The following is a 20,467-nucleotide window of genomic DNA, read 5'->3' as shown; positions in this document are numbered from 1 at the left end:
ACTACCAAGCGGATGGCTTCCGCTTTTTCCTCAGATGTAACAACCCGATATCCCATGATGCGTCCTTAAATCGATGCTCCTACATCATGGTCCAAAAATGTTCGACCATTACACGGCAGCTCCTACATTGGAATGCGTTCCCCTGTAGGAGCTGCCGAAGGCTGCGATCTCTTTCCAGGCAACGCCAAATCAGGGCCGATAAGCCCGCATAAACAACCCCACCACTTCCCGCACATGGCTCTCCGCGGCCTCGCCGACCGGCGGCTCGCCGCAGCCATACAGCAAACGGAAATTCCCGGCGCCCTTGAGCAGGCAGAAGAAGTGCTCGGCGGCGTTGTGCGGCTTGTCGATGCTCAGCACACCACTCTCGTCGATCCGGCTCAGCAGGCGTTCCATGCCATGCAGCATGCGCTCCGGGCCTGCCTCAAAGAAGATTTGCGCGAGTTTCGGGTCCTGGCTACCCAAGGTCATCATCAGCCGGTGCAAGTTCACTGATTCGTCACTGTTGATCAGTTGATGAAAACCGCGCGCGATGTTCAGCAGCACGGTTTCCACTGCTGCGCCTTCGGGTAACTCGAAGAACAGCGGGGGCAATTGCTCCTCGCACTTGGCCACCACGGCGGCGGAGAACAGTGTCTCCTTGTCGTTGAAGTGGCTGTAGACCGTCAGCTTCGACACTCCGGCCTCGGCTGCGACGGCATCCATGCTGGTATTGGCATAACCCTTACTCAGAAACAGCACTTTCGCCGCGTCGAGAATCGCCTTGCGCTTGACCAGATCCTTGGGTCTGCCTGGGCCATTGGGTGCTGAAAGATTGTTTGGCATATTCGCTTTTATTACTGGACTGGTGAGTTTGCTATTAATAACATACTGCTCAGTATAATTATTCAAAGCACCATTAGCGAAAGGTCCTTCACCATGTTCCGCTATGCCTTGCCCCTCGCGTTGCCAGTCACCCTGGCTTTTTTATTGTCAGCGTGTGGCTCCGACGAAGTGCCGCCAGTCAGCGTGCGCCCGGCCATGGTGGTTCAACCAGAGCCTTCGGCACAGGCCATGGAAAGTTATCCAGGTGAAGTCCGCGCACGTTATGAGCCGGACCTGGCGTTCCGCATCGGCGGTAAAGTCAGCCGACGACTGGTCGAGGAAGGGCAGCGGGTCAAGGCCGATCAACCCTTGGCGGAACTCGACCCTCAGGACGTGCGCCTGCAACTGGAGGCCACCCGGGCCCAGGTCGCTGCCGCTGAAGCCAATTTGAGCATGGTGCGTGCCGAGCGTGATCGCTATAAAACCCTGATGGAGCGTCAGCTGGTCAGCCGTTCGCAGTACGACAATCACGAAAACCTCTACCGCTCCGGCGAAGCGCGCCTCAAGCAAATCAAGGCCGAATTCAACGTTTCCAATAACCAGGCCAGCTACGCCGTGTTGCGTGCGCCGCAGGACGGTGTCGTGGCCAAGCGTCTGGTGGAAGTCGGGCAAGTCGTGGCCGCGGGGCAAACGGTATTCACACTGGCGACCGATGGCGAGCGTGAGGTGCTGATCAGCCTGCCGGAGCAGAACTTCGGCCGCTTCAAGGTCGGTGAACCGGTGGCGGTGGAGCTCTGGACCCAGCCCGGCCAGCGTTTCGAAGGGCGCATCCGTGAGCTGTCGCCAGCGGCTGATCCAAAGTCACGCACCTTCGCGGCGCGCATTGCCTTCACCTCCGGCAAGGTGCCGGTAGAGCTGGGCCAGAGCGCCCGGGTGTTCGTGCAGGCCGCCGACGTGGTGCTTCTGTCCGTTCCACTGTCGGCGTTGACCGCAGAAAACGGCGTGACCTATGTCTGGGTCGTCAGCGCCAACAACACCTTGAAGAAAACCCCGGTGCGAGTGGGTGCCTTCGGTGAGAAAACCGTACCGGTGCTCGAGGGGCTCAACGCCAGCGACTGGGTCGTGGCCGCCGGTGTCCATGTGCTTCTCGAGGGGCAGCAGGTGCGTCCGGTGGATCGCTCCAATCGCGTGGTCAATCTGGCGAACAAGGAGTAAGCCCCGATGCGCTTCAACGTTTCCGAATGGGCGCTGCGTAATCGCCAGATCGTCCTGTTCCTGATGCTGTTGCTGGCCATCGTCGGCGCACTGTCCTACACCAAGCTCGGCCAGAGTGAAGACCCGCCGTTCACCTTCAAGGCCATGGTGATTCGCACCAACTGGCCGGGCGCGACCGCCGAGGAAGTTTCGCGCCAGGTTACCGAACGCATCGAAAAAAAGCTGATGGAAACCGGCGAGTACGAGCGCATCGTTTCGTTCTCCCGGCCCGGGGAATCCCAGGTCACCTTCATTGCGCGAGACTCCATGCACTCGGCAGAGATCCCGGAGCTCTGGTATCAGGTGCGCAAGAAAATCAGCGACATCCGTCATACCCTGCCGCCGGGGATTCAGGGGCCGTTCTTCAACGATGAATTCGGTACTACGTTCGGCAACATCTACGCCTTGACCGGCGAGGGTTTCGACTACGCCGTGCTCAAGGATTACGCCGACCGCATCCAGATCCAGCTGCAACGGGTCAAGGATGTGGGCAAGGTCGAACTGCTGGGGTTGCAGGACGAGAAAATCTGGATCGAACTCTCCAACGTCAAGCTCGCCACCCTCGGCTTGCCGCTGGCGGCTGTCCAGCAAGCCCTTGAAGAGCAGAACGCGGTGTCCACGGCAGGTTTCTTCGAAACCAGCAGCGAGCGCTTGCAGCTACGGGTGACGGGGAATTTTCAGACGGTCGAGGAGATCAAGAACTTCCCGATCCGCGTCGGTGATCGCACCTTCCGTATCTCCGATGTGGCCGATGTACGGCGTGGTTTCAATGATCCGCCGGCGCCGCGCATGCGCTTCATGGCGCAAGACGCCATCGGCCTGGCGGTGGCGATGAAAGACGGCGGTGACATCCTGGTATTGGGCAAGGCACTGGAAGTCGAATTCGCCCGCATCCAGAAAAACCTCCCGGCCGGTATGGAGCTGCGCAAAGTCTCCGACCAGCCGGCGGCGGTGAAAACCGGTGTCGGTGAGTTCGTGCAAGTGCTGGTCGAGGCCTTGGCTATCGTGTTGCTGGTGAGCTTCTTCTCCCTCGGCGTGCGCACCGGCATGGTGGTGGCCCTGGCGATTCCGCTGGTGCTGGCGATGACGTTTGCCAGCATGTATTACCTCGGCATCGGCCTGCACAAGATTTCTCTCGGTGCATTGGTACTGGCGCTGGGCTTGCTGGTGGACGACGCGATCATCGCCGTAGAAATGATGGCGATCAAAATGGAGCAGGGTTTCGACCGGGTCAAAGCCGCGAGTTACGCCTGGACCAGCACTGCGTTCCCGATGCTCACCGGTACGCTGATCACCGCGGCCGGCTTCCTGCCGATTGCCACGGCGCAATCGGGCACTGGCGAATACACCCGTTCGATCTTCGAGGTGGTCACCATCGCGCTGTTGGCGTCGTGGGTGGCCGCGGTGGTTTTCGTACCCTATCTCGGGGAAAAACTCTTGCCGGATCTGGCGAAAATTCACGCCGCCAAGCACGGTGCCGGCCAACCTGATCCGTATGGCACGCCGTTCTATCAGCGTGTCCGGCGTCTGGTAGAGTGGTGCGTGCGTTGGCGCAAAACCGTGATCGCCGCGACTGTGCTGTTGTTCATCGCATCCATTGTGCTGTTCAAGTTTGTGCCGCAGCAGTTCTTCCCGGCATCGGGTCGCCTGGAGTTGATGGTCGATCTGAAACTGGCCGAAGGTGCTTCGCTGAGCAACACCGCCGACGAAGTCAAACGCCTCGAAGCACTGCTCAAGGACAAGGCAGGGATCGACAATTACGTGGCGTACGTCGGCACCGGTTCACCGCGTTTTTACCTGCCGCTGGATCAGCAACTGCCGGCGGCCAGCTTCGCCCAGTTTGTCGTTCTGGCGAAAACCATCGAAGAACGGGAAGCCCTGCGCACCTGGTTGATCTCAACCCTCAACGAGCAATTCCCCGCTCTGCGCTCGCGGGTCACGCGTCTGGAAAACGGTCCGCCGGTTGGCTACCCGGTACAGTTCCGCGTGACCGGGGAGCACATCGAGGAGGTGCGGGCGCTGGCGCGCAAAGTGGCGGCCAAGGTTCGCGAGAACCCGCATGTGGTCAACGTCCACCTTGATTGGGAAGAACCGAGCAAGGTGGTGTACCTGAACATCGATCAGGACCGCGCGCGGGCGCTGGGCGTGAGCACGGCGAACCTGTCGAAGTTCCTGCAAAGCTCCCTCACCGGTTCCAGCGTCAGCCAGTACCGTGAAGACAACGAGTTGATCGAGATCCTGTTGCGCGGCACCGTGCATGAACGCACCGAGCTGTCATTGCTGCCGAGCCTGGCGGTGCCGACCGATAACGGTCGCAGCGTCGCACTGTCGCAGATCGCGACCCTGGAGTACGGCTTCGAAGAGGGCATCATCTGGCACCGCAACCGCCTGCCTAACGTGACGGTTCGCGCCGACATCTATGACAAGCAGCAACCGGCGACACTGGTGCAGCAGATCATGCCGACCCTCGATCCGATCCGCGCTGAACTGCCTGACGGCTACTTGCTGGATGTCGGCGGCACCGTTGAAGACTCCGCGCGCGGACAGAACTCGGTGAAGGCCGGCGTGCCGTTGTTCATCGTGGTGGTGTTGACCCTGCTGATGCTGCAACTGCGCAGTTTCTCGCGCACGGCGATGGTGTTTCTGACGGCGCCGCTGGGGTTGATCGGGGTGACGCTGTTTCTGTTGGTGTTCCGCCAGCCGTTCGGTTTCGTGGCGATGCTGGGGACTATCGCCTTGTCGGGGATGATCATGCGTAACTCGGTGATTCTGGTGGATCAGATCGAGCAGGACATTGCTGCCGGGTTGAAGCCTTGGCAGGCGATCATCGAGGCGACGGTGCGGCGATTCCGGCCGATTGTGTTGACGGCGCTGGCGGCTGTTCTGGCGATGATTCCTCTGTCGCGCAGTGTGTTTTTCGGGCCGATGGCGGTGGCGATCATGGGGGGGCTGATCGTTGCTACGGCGTTGACGCTGCTGTTTTTGCCTGCGCTTTATGCGGCTTGGTTTCGGGTCAGGAAGGAGCCTGTTTGATCGGGGACATATCCATTGCTTCGGTAGCGGCGGCTGGCGGTTTCGCCCTTACGGCGAGTCCCTTTTGTCAAACGACACAAAAGGAACCAAAAAGTCTCGCCCCTTACGTACGGCCCCTCGCTGAGGCTCGGGGTTCCTTCGCTCCGGTATTCATCCGGGGGCATTGCCCTCCGGTCGGCTTCGCTTCGACCTACATGCAATGAGTTCGACTGCGTCGAACGGCGCTGCGCGCCCATCCCCGGATGAACACCTCCGCTCAGCCTGCCGAGGGGGCGGGTGGATCAAGATCAAGAGCGGCAGGCGAGCTAACGCTCGGCCTGTTGAGTGGTGAAGAGCGTGGGGGTACACCGATCGTCCTTTGCTCTTCTGTGGGAGCGAGCCTGCTCGCGAAGACGGCCTGACAGCCGACCAATTTCTTTCAGATGTACTCGGTCAAATTGTGGGAGCGGGCTTGCTCGCGAAGACGGCCTGCCAGCCAACCAATTTCTTTCAGGTGTTCCCGGCCCAACTGTGGGAGCGAGCCTGCTCGCGAAGGCGACCTGACAGCCGACCAATTTCTTTCAGATGTACTCGGTCAAATTGTGGGAGCGGGCTTACCCGCGAAGACGGCCTGCCAGCCAACCAATTTCTTTCAGGTGTCCCCGGCCCAACTGTGGGAGCGAGCTTGCTCGCGATGGCTGCCCAACAGTCAACAACGTTTATCGCCCAAGCCAACCATTCAGACCATTCCCACAAGACTTTCAGGTTGCCTGTCGGAAGCACGCTCACTAGCCTCTGACGGTCGCTGCCAATTCAGCGACCGGGACTGCAAGCCCGCCAATAGTTTGTTAGGCGCCCACTGGCGCACCTATAATCGTGGCGCTTTTTTAGCGACCACCGATTTATGGTGGCTGTGTGCGGGAGATCTTCGGGTCTGCCGAGGTTGCCTAACGACTCGGTCTTGCAGACCCGCATACAGCTGCCACCCATCATCTGCAAGTGATGCTGGCTGCTCCAACTTTCGTTAGGAGCTTCACAATGATCAAACCCAGCCCCAACCCCCCGGCTCCAGAGTCCGGAGAAAATGCCGGCACTTCAAACCGCCCCTGCCCAATTTTCACCATCCACCCAGGCGTCGACTCCGAAACCTTGCTGGTCCATGCCTACGAAACCCTTGCCTCAGCCAATGTAATGGCAACCGAGTTGTCGTCCATCCTGACCGGCCCAACCTGCAATCTGACACTCGGCATTCAGCAGATGATTGTCTTGGCGCAGCTATCGGTGAATCGCGTGCTGGATCAATTGGATTCGCCTCGATAGCACAACGAAAAAACCCGCTGAACCTTTGAAGGTCAGCGGGCTTCGGTTGTTGCCGTCAGCTAAAGGTTACAAGGTCCCAAACACTTTCTTCGCCAAACTGGTCGCCGCCGCCGCCGGGTTCTGGCGGATGGTTTCTTCCTGTTTGCCGATCATTTCGAACAAGCCATTCAACGCCTGTTCGGTGACGTAGTTTTCGACGTTGGCGTTCTTCGCGTCCAATACGCCCATGGTCGCCGCTTGCCCTGCGAACGAATTGTACTGCTGGGCCAGGCCCACCTTGTCGGTGGCTTGTTTGACGATCGGCAGGAACTTGGCGCGGATCTGCTCGCGGCTGGTCTTGTTGAGGTATTGGGTGGCCGAGTCGTTGCCGCCGCTGAGGATGCCCTTGGCGTCTTCCACGGTCATTTTCTTCACGGCATCGACGAGGATTGGCTGGGCCTGGGTCACGGCGGTTTCGGCCGCCTTGTTCATGCTGGCTTCCAGTTCATCGACCTGGTCACCCATGCCGAACTGTTTCATTTTGCTGGCGACCTTGCCCAGTTTGCCCGGCAGTTCGATTTTTACTTCCGGGTTGTTGCTGAAGCCGCCCGGGGTGCCGAGTTGTTTCACGGCCAGTTGCGCGCCTTGGGTCAGTGCGTCCTTGAGTCCGCCGGTGGCGTCTTTCTGCGACAGGTCGCTGAGGGATAGCGCCAGGGCGTTGGCACAGATCATCAAACCTGCGCACAGGCCGGCAAAACGAAGGGTAGGGCGGAGCATGGCAGCTTCCTTGTTCAAAAAGAGAGAATTAGCGAACGGTGTCGACGCGGATTTTCAGCGGTTGCGGGTCCTTGCCATCAAGACGCACGGCATGGTTTTCGGTGGTGATGAACATCAGCTTTCCGTCGGCTTCGATGCGCGCGCTGACCGAGTAGCGATGGCCTGGTTTGACCTGTGCCGGATCGTAACTCAGATGAAACGGCAGTGGCACCTGGCCTTTGATCGGGCCGTTCTGTTCGTCGAGGACAATGGCCGGTGCGTCGGCCAGAGACACGTCCTGCAAGCTCACGTTCAGGGTAGCGGTGGGCGGCAGGGCGCTGCGTTGCAGGTAAAAGACTTCGCCGTCGAGGCTCGCTTTGCCGCTCGGGGAAGTCGACTGGCAAGCGCTGAGCAGGGTGGCAGTGGCCAGAAGAGTCAGTTTTTTCATCAGGAGTCTCCAATTAATGTGGGAGCGAGCCTGCTCGCGATAGCGGTTGACCAGTCAGTGATGACGTGACTGACACGCCGCTATCGCGAGCAGGCTCGCTCCCACAGGTTTTGCATCAGGCCTGTGGCGCTGGGACCGCTTGATCCGCCGCATCTTCACTGCGATGCAACGCCACCTGCCGGATCGACAAACGGATCTCTGCCGGCAAGACCCGTTTGGCCGCGCCTTCGGCCAGTTCGCCGAGCAGTTCGTGATAACCGAGTTTGCCCGCTTCGTCGCGCTTGAGCACTTCGAGGTCGAGCAGGGTCTGGATGAAGTGGCGAAACAGGCTCTTGTCGAAGAACTCCGGGGCGTTCAGGCCATGCAGGATCGACAGGCGCTGGGCCATGACTGTGCACAGGTCTTCCAGTTCTTCGGCGCTGATGCTGTTCTGACCGCTGTTGAGCAGCAGGGACACGGTCATGTAGAAGCGCTGCAGGGTCTGGGCGATGCTTTTCGATAGCAGCGTCAGCAACACGAAATGCCGTGAGCTTGGCGCCGGGCGCAGGTACACATCGTTCTCGAAACGCAGCAGGCCTTGTTCGACGAACGCCTCCAGCCATTGATCGATCACCGCATCCAGTTCGTCCAGCGACCAGCGAATGAACAGCTCCGCTTGCAGGTACGGGTACAGCGCGCGGGTGTAGCGCAGGATCTGTTCGCGGCTCATGCGCGAGGCACTCTGGAAGAAGCTCGCCAGCAGTGCCGGCAAGGCGAAGATGTGCAATACGTTGTTGCGGTAGTAGGTCATCAGGACGGCGTTCTGTTCGTCCAGATACAGAATCTTGCCCAGGGCATCGTTCTGCTCGGACAGCAGGTCCATGTCTTTCACGTGCTCGATCAACGCCCGGCCGTCACCGTCCGGCAGGGTGGTGTGTGGCGAGTACGGCACTTTGCGCAGCAGCGCCAGATACAGGTCGAGCACCCGCGCCATGGCGCGATCATCCAGAGCCAGGCGGCTGGTGGACAGTAGCGCCAGGGCAACGAGATTGACGGGGTTGATCGCTGCCGCTTCGTTCAGGTGCCGGGCGACCTTCTCGCCGAGGCGGTTGGTGGTTTCGTTGAGCCAGGCTGGTCTGAACTGCGGGCCGAGTTCCTGTTGGCGCCAGTTTGGCTGTTCGCTGTCGAGGAATTCCGCGAGTTTGATCGGCTCGCCGAAGTTCACCGCGACCTGGCCGAAGCGCTGCTTGAGTGCGCCGATGACTTTGAAGATGTCGAAGATCGATTCTTTCTTCTTGGCCGCACCGCGTAACTCGCCAAGATAGGTCCGACCTTCCAGTACGCGCTCGTAGCCGATGTACACCGGCACGAACACGATCGGCATGCGCGATGAGCGCAGGAAGCTGCGCAGGGTGATCGCCAGCATCCCGGTCTTGGGTTGCAGCATGCGCCCGGTGCGCGAACGGCCACCCTCGACGAAATACTCCACCGGGAAGCCCTTGGTGAACAGGGTGTGCAGGTATTCGTTGAACACCGAGGTGTACAGCGGGTTGCCCTTGAACGTTCGGCGCATGAAAAACGCGCCGCCACGACGCAGCAGGCCGCCGATCACCGGCATGTTCAGGTTGATCCCGGCGGCGATGTGCGGCGGGGTCAGGCCGTTGCGGAACAGCAGGTAGGACAGCAGCAGATAATCGATATGGCTGCGGTGGCAGGGTACGTAGATCACTTCGTGACCCTGGGCGACCTTCTGCACGCCTTCGATGTGGTTGACCTTGATGCCGTCGTAGATCTTGTTCCAGAACCAGCTCAGCACCACTTCCATAAAACGGATGGCCGTGTAGGTGTAATCCGAGGCGATTTCGTTGCCATAGCGCAGGGCCTGGGCCTTGGCTTTTTCCGGTGAAATGTTCTCGCGTTCGGCTTCGTCGAGGATCGCCTGTCTGACCTGCGGCTGGTTCAGCAGGCCCTTGACCAGGTTGCGGCGGTGGGAAATGTCCGGGCCGATCACCGCAGCCTTCAGGTTGCGAAAGTGCACCCGCAGGATGCGCTGGGCCATGCGCACGGTGCGCTCGTGGCCCTTGTTGTGTTCGATCAGTTCGCGCAGGTGGATCGGCGCGGAGAACTGCACGCGGGTCTTGCGCCCCAGCACGATGATGCTCAGCAAGCGCCGCAGACGCCCGGTCACCGCCCAGCTATCGGCGAACAGGAGTTTCCACGGGCTGTTTTCGCTGTCCGGCGACTGGCCCCAGAACACACTGACCGGAATGATCTGAGCGTCTTCGGCGGCGTTCTGGCTCAGGGCGCTGACCAGGCGGGTCAAGGTTGGCGGCGCGCCGCGCTTGTCCTGGCGGCCGAGCCAGTCCGGGTCCGGCGTCAGGTAGAAGAACGCGGCCGGTTCCAGCAGGTTGCCCACCGATACCGGCAGCACGGGGCGCGGCAGGCCGGCCTTGCTGCACTCGGTGTCGACCACGGCAAGGTCGGTCAGCGAAGGGTTTTGCAGGACGTAGAACACCGGACGACTGCGGTCGAGGTTGAGGGTAAACGACGACTGGTTGATCGTCTCCGAGCGAACCCAGAGGTACAACAGTCGGCGCAGGGTGCCAAACACAAGACGGCGGAACGGGGAACGGGTCATACGGCTTCTGCATGAGTGAATGAAACCAAGCGTTTGCTCGGGCGCTGCGTAGTGTGCCGGATTCGTCGAAAATCGGCAAAAAAGCGGCGAAGTAAAGTGCTATTGAGAGTTTCAGCGTCTGTCATATACTCGGCGCTCTGTCGCCGTTACCCTCATGGGACCGGTATGCGCAGGCTGACGTTCCCGAGGCTTTCCTGCGAAAAGCCCGATCAATAATAAAAAGGGAGTATGAACAAATGGCAACACGCGAAACCGGCAACGTGAAGTGGTTCAACGACGCCAAGGGCTACGGCTTCATTCAGCGTGAGGACGGGGTGGACGTGTTCGTGCACTACCGCGCGATTCGTGGCGAGGGGCACCGTTCACTGACCGAAGGCCAGCAAGTTGAGTATGCGGTGGTCGAAGGGCAGAAGGGATTGCAGGCTGAGGATGTTGTGGGGCTCTAACCTTTAAGATCAAAAGATCGCAGCCTGCGGCAGCTCCTACTCCATAACCTTGTAGGAGCTGCCGCAGGCTGCGATCTTTTTGCTTTTAAGCGGTCTTCCAGGTGATCTCTTCTTCACCATCGGCGCTGATGCGAATCCAGCGGTCCGCCGTCTCTTCACCTTCTTCCTCGACCCAGGTTCCCGGCGCGCAACGCACTTCGACGTTCAGCGCGGCAAATGCAGCGCGGGCGCAGGCGATGTCGTCGTCCCATGGGGTCTGGTCGCTTTCCAGATACAGGCTGTTCCACTTGCCGACCGCTTTTGGCAGCCAGGTCACCGGCACGTTGCCGGCCTTGCACTTGTAGGTCTGGCCCTTCTGCACCCAATCCGAACACGGGCCAAGTGCCGCGCCCAGCCAGGCGGCAATGGCTTTGTGATCGACGTCGGCGTCTTTCAGGTAAATCTCGATATCGGGCTGGCGCATGGATGTCCTCACTGCGGGTCTGAAAAATCCATTCGCGGATTTAGCCGGCCTTGAGCCGTTGCCCAAGACCAAAAATGTTTGAAGTTATTGAAGAACGAAATAATCGTAGCGCATCGACACGGTGACCTCGAACGGCTCGGCCTGCTCGATAACGGCAGCACGGCGTTCGGCACTGGCGCGCCAGCCGTGAGGTGTCATCGCCAGCAGGTTCGCCCGGTCCTGACCACTGTGGAGCGTCAGTTTGAATTCCAGGGTTTCGCTGTGCGCCAGCACCATGCCTTCCGGCACCAAATCCAGGTGCTTGTCGTCGATGTACTCTCGGACTTCATCGTACAGCCGCTCGCGCAATTCCATCAGGTGGCCGCTGGTCGGCCCGACTTTCATCAGGCCGCCGCCGACGCTGAGCAGGCGTTTGGCTTCTTCCCAGTCCAGCGGGCTGAAGACGCTGGCGAGGAACTGGCAACTGCCGGAAGGCAACGGTACCCGCGCCATGCTGGCGATCAACCAAGTGAGCTGCGGGCTGCGTTTGCAGGCGCGTTTGACCGCTTCGCGGGAGATGTCCAGGGCATAACCTTCGGCATCCGGCAGCGCCTCGGCGATCTGCGCGGTGTAGTAGCCCTCGCCACAACCGATGTCCAGCCAGCGCTGCGGTGCATAGCTGGCGGCCAGCTCCGCCAGACGCCTGGCCACCGGCGCATAGTGCCCGGCATTCAGGAAATCACGACGGGCTTCGACCATCGCCTGGTTATCCCCAGGGTCGCGGCTGTTCTTGTGCTGCACCGGCAGCAGGTTCAGGTAACCCTGGCGCGCACGGTCGAACCGATGCCCGGCGGGGCAGACCACACCGTTGTCCACCGCGTTGAGCGGTGCGCTGCAGATAGGGCAGGCGAGCATCAGGCGAGCAACTTGATCAGGGTCTGGTAGTAGATTTCAGTCAGCACATCGAGGTCGGCTGCCAGCACGCGTTCGTTGACCTGGTGGATGGTCGCGTTGACCGGGCCCAGCTCAACCACTTGCGTGCCCATGGTCGCGATGAAGCGCCCGTCGGAGGTGCCGCCGCTGGTGGACGCCTTGGTGTCGCGACCGGTGATGTCCTTGATACTCGACGACACCGCGTCCAGCAGCGCGCCTGGCTCGGTGAGGAACGGCAGGCCGGACAGGGCCCAATCGACGTGCCAGTCCAGGCCATGCTTGTCGAGGATATCGGCGACGCGCTTTTGCAAGCCTTCGACGGTGGACTCGGTGGAGAAACGGAAGTTGAACACGGCCACCAGGTCACCCGGGATCACGTTGGTCGCACCGGTACCGGAGTTGACGTTGGAGATCTGGAAACTGGTCGGCGGGAAGAAGTCGTTGCCGTGGTCCCAATGCTCGGCGGCCAGTTCTGCCAGGGCCGGAGCGGCGAGGTGGATCGGGTTCTTCGCCAGGTGCGGGTAAGCCACGTGACCTTGCACGCCGCGCACGGTCAGCTTGGCGCCGAGGGAGCCGCGACGGCCGTTCTTGACCACGTCACCCACCAGGGTGGTGCTCGACGGTTCGCCGACGATGCACCAGTCCAGACGCTCCTTGCGCGCGGCCAGGCGTTCGACCACCGCCTTGGTGCCGTGGTGCGCCGGGCCTTCTTCATCGCTGGTGATCAGGAACGCGACTTTGCCCTTGTGATGCGGGTAGTCGGCGACAAAACGCTCGGACGCGACGGTCATGGCGGCGAGGCTGCCTTTCATGTCGGCGGCGCCACGGCCGCAGAGCATGCCGTGTTCGTCGATCAGCGCGTTGAACGGTTCGATCTGCCAGGCGGTCACCGGGCCGGTCGGGACCACGTCGGTGTGGCCGGCGAAGCACAGCACCGGACCATCCTCCTGGCCGTGGGTGGCCCAGAAGTTATCCACATCTTCGATGCGCATCGGTTCCAGGGTGAAACCGGCATCGCCCAGGCGCTGCATCATCTGCTTCTGGCAATCGGCGTCGATCGGCGTCACGGACGGACGGCGGATCAGGTCGATGGCGAGTTGAAGGGTCGGCGAAAGGTCGGCGTGGGCCGTCATGGAAAACTCCGGAATCATGGAATATGGGCTTGGGGTTGAATGTGGGAGCGAGCCTGCTCGCGAAAGCGGCGTGTCAGTCAACATAAACATTGATTGTGACAACGCATTCGCGAGCAGGCTCGCTCCCACAGGTCTCGGGTCCGGTTGGAAACCGCATGCCGCCAAGCCCCGCAAAATGGCGGTTATCTTAAAGCAAAACGGCGACCATTGGCCGCCGTTTAGTGTATCCACGGATATTTAGACGACAGGTGCCGTTTCAGGCTCGGCGGCCGGTTTCGGCAGCGACGACAGGAACGCCATGATCAGCGCCGCCAGATACGGCAGCGACTGCACCAGCAGCATGGTGACCCAGAAGCGCATGTCGTTGCTCGGCATGCCGTTGACCAGATAAATCCCCAGCGCCGCGCTCCACAACAGCAGCATGATGAACATCTCTTCGCGGGCTTCCGAAATCGCTACCCAGAAACCATGGTTGTCGGCGTTTTTCGGTGTGCGGAAGAACGGAATGCTGCTGGTGAAGAAGCCGTACAGCACCGCTTTGGCGATGGTGTGGGACAACGCCAGACCGGCCAGCGCCGCGCAGAAGGCATCCTTCAAGTTCACCCCGACCGCACGACGGTAGAGGAAGATGATCTTGGCCACCTTGAACACGAACAGCGCCAACGGCGGGATTGCGAAGATCAGCAGCGGTGGATCGACCCGTTGCGGCACGATGATCATTGCCGCCGACCACAACAGCGCGCCGACGGTAAAGAAGATGTTCATGCCGTCCGCCACCCACGGCAACCAGCCCGCGAGGAAGTGGTATCGCTGACCGCGGGTCAGCTCGGTGTCCTTGCCGCGCAGCAGGCTGGCGGTGTGGCGCTTGATGATCTGAATCGCTCCGTAGGCCCAGCGGAAACGCTGTTTCTTGAAGTCGATGAAGGTATCGGGCATCAGGCCTTTGCCGTAGCTGGTGTGGTAGTACGCCGCCGACAGGCCTTTCTCGAATACGCGCAGGCCCAGCTCGGCGTCTTCACAGATGCACCAGTCGGCCCAGCCCAGCTCTTCGAGCACCGAGCGGCGGGTCATGGTCATGGTGCCGTGCTGGATGATCGCGTCGCGGTCGTTGCGGGTGACCATGCCGATATGGAAGAAGCCTTTGTATTCCGCGTAGCAGAGCTTCTTGAAGGTGCTTTCGTTCTGGTCGCGGTAGTCCTGCGGCGACTGCACCACGGCGATTTTCGGGTCGGCGAAGTGCGGCACCATGTGCTTGAGCCAGTTGCGGTCGACGCAGTAGTCCGAGTCGATCACGGCAATCACTTCGGCGTCCTTGGCGGTGTGCGGAATCAGGTAGTTCAGCGCGCCACCCTTGAAGCCGGCCAGCGGTGCCACGTGGAAGAACTTGAAGCGCGGGCCGAGGGTGGCGCAGTAGTCGCGCACTGGTTCCCAGACCGTCGGGTCCTTGGTGTTGTTGTCGATGATCAGGACTTCGAAATCCGGATAGTCGAGGTTGGCCAAGGCGTTGAGGGTCTGTTTGACCATCTCCGGCGGCTCGTTGTAGCAAGGCACGTGAATCGACACTTTCGGGCGGTAGCCGGAATCGCCTTCCACTGGCAGGAATTCGCGGCGGCGCTTGTGCACCCACACCGCTTCGGCCAATTCATGGGCTTCGGTCAGCAGCACGATGAACACCCCGAGCGCACCGAGGGCAAGCAGGAAACCCACTGTCAGACTGAACCAGGTGCTGTATTGCTGGCTGTAGTCGTAGCCGATCCACACCAGCACCGAACCGCAGAGGAACGCGATGAAGGTCAGGAAGGTGCGACCACGCTGGCGCAGGGCCGAGCCGTCGATCATCAGCAGGGTCAGCGACAACAGCGCCAATACCACCGAACCGATGGCCAATACGCGCCACTGCGGAATCGCCACCACCGGGCCTTCGAAGTTGAACTTCTGCTGGCGCGCTGCATTGAACACGCCCCAGTAGGCGCCTACGGAACCTTCGTCGCTGGCTTTCCACGGCTGGTCAAAGGCTTCGATCACGAAGTAGTTGAAGCCTTGGCGGTTGAGCTTGTTGACCAGGGTGCGCAGGTAGATCGCCTGGTCTGCCGGAGAAGCATCGGCGCCACCGCGCATGCGGCCGTTGCTCGGCCAGCCCACTTCGGACAGCAGTAGCGGCTTTTTCGGGAACATCTTTTTCAGGTCGCGGGCGCGGTCGAGGACGAACTGCTGGGCCTTGTCCACTGGAATGAATTCCCAGTAAGGCAGGACGTGCGCGGCGATCAGGTCGACGTGCTTGGCCAGTTCCGGGTGTTCTTCCCAGACGTGCCATTGCTCGGACGTGGTCACCGGCACCTTCACGGCGGCGCGCACGCGATCGAGCATCACACTCAGTTCGGCGGCGGTGATTTCCTTGCGGAAGATCGCTTCGTTGCCGACCACCACACGAACCACGCTGCGCGAGGAGTTGGCGATTTCGATGGCGCGGGTGATTTCCCGTTCGTTGCGTTCCTGGTCCGGGCTGATCCAGATCCCCAGTGTCACCCGCAAGCCGAACTCTTCCGCCAGTTTCGGGATGTCTTGCAGGGTGCCATCGACCGAGTAGATGCGGATGTTATCCGTCAGCTTGCTCATGATCTCCAGGTCGCGACGCATTTGATCGTCGGTCGGGTACTGGTCTTTCTGCGGGAACTGGCCCTGCTGGAATGGCGAGTAGGAGAAGCCGGAGATCTGTTCAGGCCAGTTGGGGGCGGTGACGGGGCGGTTGATCAGCGCCCAGAAACCGGTAAACAAGGCCGCGATGGCGAGCACCACGACCAGGTTGAGTCCAAATTTACGCGATGACATAGCTATTTCGGGTTCCAAAGACTGTGGAACGGAGGAACGGTTGGCCGTCGCCAATGGGCGCACATCCTACACCGGGTATTCTCTGGTCCTGCAGCGGACAGGGAATTGCCGGACGTTGGGCAATCTGATTTCGTTAAAGTTCTTACTATTTTTCATGTAACTGATTTTGTCGTCATATCGCCATATAATGCCCGCCGGTTTTTGGGGTAATGGTCATGAGTACTGAAGATCCGCGTTTTGCCGGCATTGCCCGTTTGTATGGCATCGAAGGCCTTGAACGCCTGCGCGCAGCCCATGTGGCGATTGTCGGCGTCGGTGGTGTCGGTTCCTGGGCGGCGGAAGCCATGGCCCGTTGTGGCGTGGGCGAGATTTCGCTGTTCGATCTGGACGACGTCTGTGTCAGCAACGCCAATCGTCAGTTGCACGCGCTGGACAGTACCGTCGGCAAACCCAAGGTTGAGGTGATGGCGGAGCGTCTGCGCGGGATCAACCCTGACTGCACGGTGCACGCGGTGCCGGACTTTGTCACCCGCGACACCATGGCCGAGTACATCACGCCGAACATCGACTGCGTTATCGACTGCATCGACAGCGTCAACGCCAAGGCAGCGCTGATTGCCTGGTGCAAGCGTCGCAAGATCCAGATCATCACGACCGGCGGTGCGGGAGGGCAGATCGACCCGACCCTGATTCAGGTCTGCGACCTGAACCGCACCTTCAACGACCCGCTGGCGTCGAAAGTGCGCTCTACGCTGCGCCGCGACTACGGCTTTTCACGCACCGTGACCCGCCATTACAGCGTGCCGTGCGTGTTTTCCACCGAGCAGCTGCGTTATCCGAAACCGGACGGCAGCATTTGCCTGCAGAAGAGTTTTGTCGGTGATGGCGTGAAGCTCGACTGCGCCGGCGGGTTTGGCGCGGTGATGATGGTGACGGCGACTTTCGGCATGGTCGCGGCGACCAAGGCTGTAGACAAGATCGTGGCGGGAGTGCGGCGGCCGGCGGAGCGCATCAAGCCTCAAGCCTAAGCTCGACCTGCGGCAGCTCCTACAGGGCGTTTGGGGGTGATCAGGCGGCCAGCTCGCGCATCCGCTGTAGCACCGCATTCAAGCCATTGCTGCGGGATTCGGACAATTGCCGCCCCAATCCCAACTGATTGAACCAGTCCGGCAAATCCACCTGCTGCAATTCCGCCGCCGACAAGCCGTTGACCCGCGCCAACAGCAACGCCACCAACCCGCGAATCAACCGTGCATCGCTGTTGGCGCTGAACTGCCATTGGCCGTCGCGCAATTCGCCCACCAGCCACACCTGGCTTTCACAACCGTACACCCGATTGGCGTCGCACATCTGCGCGTCGCTCAAGGCGGGCAGGCGCTCGCCCCATTGCATCAGCAGGCGTGCCCGTTGTTCCCAGCCGGCGGCTTTGCCAAAGGTATCGAGTGCGGTCACGGCATCGGCAGGCAGGTTCATCGCAGCAGCTCCAGCGCCTGATCCAGGGCTTCAAAAAACCGTTGCAGGTCTTCGGAGTCGTTGTACAGCGCCAATGACACCCGAATCGCCCCCGCCAATTCAAAGCGTTTGAGCAGCGGCATGGCGCAGTGATGTCCAGCGCGAACTGCAATCCCTTGCTCAGTCAGCAAGTGCGCCAGGTCAGAGTTATGCACACCCTCGACGGTAAAACTGGCCAGTGCCACTTGCGGCCTGCCCAGCAAGCGGATGCCGTGACGTGCCTCAAGACCCTTGAGCAAACAGGCATGCAGCGCCGTTTCATGGGCGGACACAGCGTCCTGATCGAGCCCGGCGAGGTAATCCAGGGTCGCTCCCAGGCCGATCACACTGGCAATCGGCGGCGTCCCGGCCTCGAAGCCTAGAGGGGCCGGGCGAAAGCGGGCGTCGTGATAATTGGCATCGAGCACCATTTCACCGCCGAACTGCCAGGGACGCAGCTGCTGCAGCGCTGTATTGCGCCCGAACAGCACGCCCAGGCCATCGGGACCGTAGAGCTTGTGGCTGGAGAACACATAAAAATCGCAGCCCAATGCTTGTACGTCGTGGCGGCCATGGACCACGCCCTGGGCGCCATCAATCACGGTCAGGGCGTTGTGCGCCTTGGCCAGTGCCAGCAATTGAGGCAGCGGTTGCCACGCGCCAATCACGTTGGACAGTTGACTGACGGCCAGCAGACGCGTGCGTGGGCCGATCAAGCCCGCGGCAGCTTCGAGGTCGATCACGCCGTCGGCGTCCAGCGGCAGGATCACCAGCTTCAGCTCGCGACGGTGCGCCAGTTGCTGCCACGGCAAAAGGTTGGCGTGATGCTCCAGGGCGCTGATGACGATTTCGTCGCCAGGATTGAAAAGATGTTCCAGGCCATAGGCCAGGAGATTCAGCGCGGACGTCGCGCCTTGGGTAAAGATGATCTGCCCGCAATCGCCAGCATTGAGCCGTTGCGCGGCTTTGCGACGGCTGTCCTCGAACGCCTGGGTGGCGTGGGCGCCGGGCAAGTGTTGCGCCCGATGCACGTTGGCCGCGCCATTGGCGTAGTAGTGCGCCAAGGCGTCCAGCAGGGCTTGAGGTTTTTGCGTGGTGGCGGCGTTGTCCAGATAGGTCTGGCCTTGGCGCTGCAGGGCGGCGATGGCCGGAAAATCGGCACGCCAGGGAGAGAGAATCATCATGTTATCGGGCCCTGGTGAACATGGGCGGGGGGAACGCCTGACGTTGTAGGAACTGCCGCAGGCTGCGATCTTTAAAAAACAAGATCAAAAGATCGCAGCCTGCGGCAGCTCCTACGGGGTCATCGTGTGATGCTTAGTTGTGAGCGTGCAGCGCTTCGTTCAACTCGATGGCCGATTTGTGGGTTTTGCATTCCACGGCACCGGTTTCCGAATTGCGACGGAACAGCAGGTCCGGCTGGCCGGCCAGTTCACGGGCCTTGACCACTTTGACCAGTTGATTGTTCTCGTCCAGCAGCGCGACCTTGGTACCAGCGGTCACGTACAGGCCCGACTCGACGGTGTTGCGGTCGCCCAACGGGATACCGATACCGGCGTTGGCGCCGATCAGGCAGCCTTCGCCGACCTTGATCACGATGTTGCCGCCGCCCGACAGGGTGCCCATGGTCGAGCAGCCGCCGCCGAGGTCCGAGCCCTTGCCGACGAATACGCCGGCGGAGACGCGGCCTTCGATCATGCCCGGGCCTTCGGTGCCGGCGTTGAAGTTGATGAAACCTTCGTGCATCACGGTGGTGCCTTCGCCCACGTAGGCGCCCAGGCGCAGACGCGCAGCGTCAGCGATACGCACGCCGGCCGGAACCACGTAGTCGGTCATTTTCGGGAACTTGTCCACCGAGAACACTTCCAGCAGCTCACCGCGCAGGCGGGCTTCGAGTTGCAGTTCGGCCAGTTCGCTCAGGTCGACAGCGCCCTGGCTGGTCCAGGCCACGTTCGGCAGCAGCGGGAAAATCCCGGCCAGGTTCAGGCCGTGAGGCTTGACCAGGCGATGGCTCAGCAGGTGCAGCTTGAGGTACGCCTCCGGGGTGGACGACAGCTGGGCGTCTTCAGCCAGCAGGGTGGCAACCAGCGGCTTGTGGCTCTCGGCCAGACGGGTCAGCAGGGCAGCCTGGGCAGCGTCGACGCCTTTGAGGGCCTCGGCCAGTTGCGAGGCCTGGGCGGTGCTGAATGCGATGGCCTGATTGCCTTCGGTGTAGCCCAGGATCGGTGCGATAGCGGCGACGACTTCAGCCGATGGCTTGAGAACCGGGGCGGCGTAGAACACTTCCAGCCATGCGCCTTGACGGTTTTGAGTGCCGACGCCGAAGGCCAGGCTGAACAGGGTAGCGGACATGTGAATACCTCTAACAAAATTGAACGGGCTGCTTACTTGAGCGCGGCCGCGTAGATGTCTGGCTTGAAGCCAATCAGGGTTCGGTCACCGAGATCGAGCACCGGGCGCTTGATCATCGAAGGTTGTGCGAGCATCAGTTCGATGGCTTTCGTCTGGTCGAGATCGGCTTTGCGTTCGTCGTCGAGCTTGCGAAAGGTCGTGCCTGCACGGTTCAACACCACTTCCCAGCCGTGCTCGCTGCACCATTGGGTCAGGTGTTCACGGTCGATACCGACCGCTTTGTAATCATGAAAGTCATAGCTGACAGCGTGTTCATCGAGCCAGGTGCGCGCCTTTTTCATGGTGTCGCAGGCTTTGATGCCGAAAAGGTGCAACGTTTTGCTTGAAGCGGTCAAGGAATTGCCCCCTTTGCAGGTGCTGGAAATAAAAGGTGGAGGATTATGCCATGGCCGGACGGTTTCGCGGCGGCTGTGGTCGGGTTTGTATTTTTGTCATGGCGTAGCACCTTGTAGGAGCGAGCTTGCTCGCGATGAACCAGAGAGCGCCGCGGGGTATCAGGCAGCCGGCGTAATCGTTAACGACCATCGCGAGCAGGCTCGCTCCTACAGGAGGGCGGTATTCCGGTGTGCGACATTGGTGCAAGGGTCCCCA

General features: G+C 60.9%; 17 protein-coding genes. 5 read left to right on the top strand and 12 right to left on the bottom strand.

What is annotated here, in order from left to right:
* Positions 1-189: 189 nt before the first annotated feature.
* A complete protein-coding gene (locus tag KW846_RS28535; protein ID WP_218486298.1) occupies positions 190-825 on the bottom strand; it encodes a TetR/AcrR family transcriptional regulator in 636 nt (211 codons plus the stop codon).
* A 93-nt stretch (positions 826-918) separates the two neighbouring features.
* On the opposite strand from KW846_RS28535, the gene KW846_RS28530 reads away from it, so the two are divergent.
* From KW846_RS28530 to KW846_RS28520, 3 genes are all read left to right on the top strand, one after another.
* Positions 919-2,019 (top strand): efflux RND transporter periplasmic adaptor subunit, encoded by a 1,101-nt coding sequence (locus KW846_RS28530; protein WP_218486297.1) that lies wholly within the window; start codon positions 919-921, stop codon positions 2,017-2,019.
* Positions 2,020-2,025: 6 nt separating this feature from the next.
* A complete protein-coding gene (locus tag KW846_RS28525) occupies positions 2,026-5,091 on the top strand; it encodes an efflux RND transporter permease subunit (protein ID WP_218486296.1) in 3,066 nt (1,021 codons plus the stop codon).
* A 1,017-nt stretch (positions 5,092-6,108) separates the two neighbouring features.
* Complete coding sequence (locus KW846_RS28520; protein WP_218486295.1) at positions 6,109-6,390, top strand: DUF6124 family protein; 282 nt, start codon at positions 6,109-6,111, stop codon at positions 6,388-6,390.
* Positions 6,391-6,456: 66 nt separating this feature from the next.
* Here the strand turns inward: KW846_RS28520 and KW846_RS28515 are convergent, their stop codons facing one another.
* The 3 genes from KW846_RS28515 to plsB form a co-directional block, all read right to left on the bottom strand.
* On the bottom strand, positions 6,457-7,146 hold the full coding sequence (locus KW846_RS28515; RefSeq protein ID WP_102699395.1) for a DUF4197 domain-containing protein: 690 nt from the start codon (positions 7,144-7,146) through the stop codon (positions 6,457-6,459).
* Between the two features lie 28 nt (positions 7,147-7,174).
* Entirely contained in the window at positions 7,175-7,573 is a 399-nt protein-coding gene (locus tag KW846_RS28510) for a YbaY family lipoprotein (RefSeq protein WP_218486294.1), read from the bottom strand.
* Positions 7,574-7,688: 115 nt separating this feature from the next.
* Positions 7,689-10,190, bottom strand: coding sequence for a glycerol-3-phosphate 1-O-acyltransferase PlsB (gene plsB / locus KW846_RS28505; RefSeq protein ID WP_218486293.1), 2,502 nt, complete (start codon positions 10,188-10,190; stop codon positions 7,689-7,691).
* Positions 10,191-10,426: 236 nt separating this feature from the next.
* Between plsB and KW846_RS28500 the strand changes: the two genes are divergently transcribed.
* A complete protein-coding gene (locus KW846_RS28500) occupies positions 10,427-10,636 on the top strand; it encodes a cold shock domain-containing protein (RefSeq protein WP_007954750.1) in 210 nt (69 codons plus the stop codon).
* An 85-nt stretch (positions 10,637-10,721) separates the two neighbouring features.
* Here KW846_RS28500 and KW846_RS28495 read toward each other — a convergent pair whose 3' ends face one another.
* The 4 genes from KW846_RS28495 to KW846_RS28480 form a co-directional block, all read right to left on the bottom strand.
* The gene (locus KW846_RS28495; RefSeq protein ID WP_007978418.1) at positions 10,722-11,099 is read right to left on the bottom strand and encodes a hypothetical protein; all 378 of its coding nucleotides are present in this window, start codon (positions 11,097-11,099) and stop codon (positions 10,722-10,724) included.
* Positions 11,100-11,183: 84 nt separating this feature from the next.
* A complete protein-coding gene (locus tag KW846_RS28490) occupies positions 11,184-11,993 on the bottom strand; it encodes a putative RNA methyltransferase (protein ID WP_218486292.1) in 810 nt (269 codons plus the stop codon).
* On the bottom strand, positions 11,993-13,144 hold the full coding sequence (gene dapE / locus KW846_RS28485; RefSeq protein ID WP_218486291.1) for a succinyl-diaminopimelate desuccinylase: 1,152 nt from the start codon (positions 13,142-13,144) through the stop codon (positions 11,993-11,995). Before dapE ends, KW846_RS28490 begins: the two co-directional genes overlap by 1 nt.
* Before the next feature lie 237 nt (positions 13,145-13,381).
* Entirely contained in the window at positions 13,382-15,973 is a 2,592-nt protein-coding gene (locus tag KW846_RS28480) for a glycosyltransferase (protein WP_218486290.1), read from the bottom strand.
* 209 nt (positions 15,974-16,182) lie between these two features.
* Between KW846_RS28480 and tcdA the strand changes: the two genes are divergently transcribed.
* Positions 16,183-17,001: a tRNA cyclic N6-threonylcarbamoyladenosine(37) synthase TcdA gene (tcdA, locus tag KW846_RS28475; protein ID WP_218476567.1), complete on the top strand. Its 819-nt coding sequence runs from the start codon at positions 16,183-16,185 to the stop codon at positions 16,999-17,001.
* Positions 17,002-17,041: 40 nt separating this feature from the next.
* On the opposite strand, the gene KW846_RS28470 is transcribed toward tcdA, so the two are convergent.
* The 4 genes from KW846_RS28470 to KW846_RS28455 form a co-directional block, all read right to left on the bottom strand.
* The gene (locus KW846_RS28470) at positions 17,042-17,446 is read right to left on the bottom strand and encodes a SufE family protein (RefSeq protein ID WP_218486289.1); all 405 of its coding nucleotides are present in this window, start codon (positions 17,444-17,446) and stop codon (positions 17,042-17,044) included.
* Positions 17,443-18,648, bottom strand: a complete 1,206-nt coding sequence (locus KW846_RS28465) for an aminotransferase class V-fold PLP-dependent enzyme (protein WP_218486288.1) — start codon at positions 18,646-18,648, stop codon at positions 17,443-17,445. Before KW846_RS28465 ends, KW846_RS28470 begins: the two co-directional genes overlap by 4 nt.
* Positions 18,649-18,781: 133 nt before the next feature.
* Positions 18,782-19,816, bottom strand: coding sequence for a 2,3,4,5-tetrahydropyridine-2,6-dicarboxylate N-succinyltransferase (dapD, locus tag KW846_RS28460; protein WP_116582987.1), 1,035 nt, complete (start codon positions 19,814-19,816; stop codon positions 18,782-18,784).
* A gap of 32 nt (positions 19,817-19,848) precedes the next feature.
* Complete coding sequence (locus KW846_RS28455) at positions 19,849-20,211, bottom strand: ArsC family reductase (protein ID WP_095965033.1); 363 nt, start codon at positions 20,209-20,211, stop codon at positions 19,849-19,851.
* Positions 20,212-20,467: the final 256 nt, after the last annotated feature.

Origin of the sequence: Pseudomonas sp. PDM32 (genome assembly GCF_019219225.1) — a bacterium.
Classification (GTDB): Bacteria; Pseudomonadota; Gammaproteobacteria; order Pseudomonadales; family Pseudomonadaceae; genus Aquipseudomonas; species Aquipseudomonas laurylsulfatiphila.
This window is presented reverse-complemented; position numbering and strand designations above follow the sequence as displayed.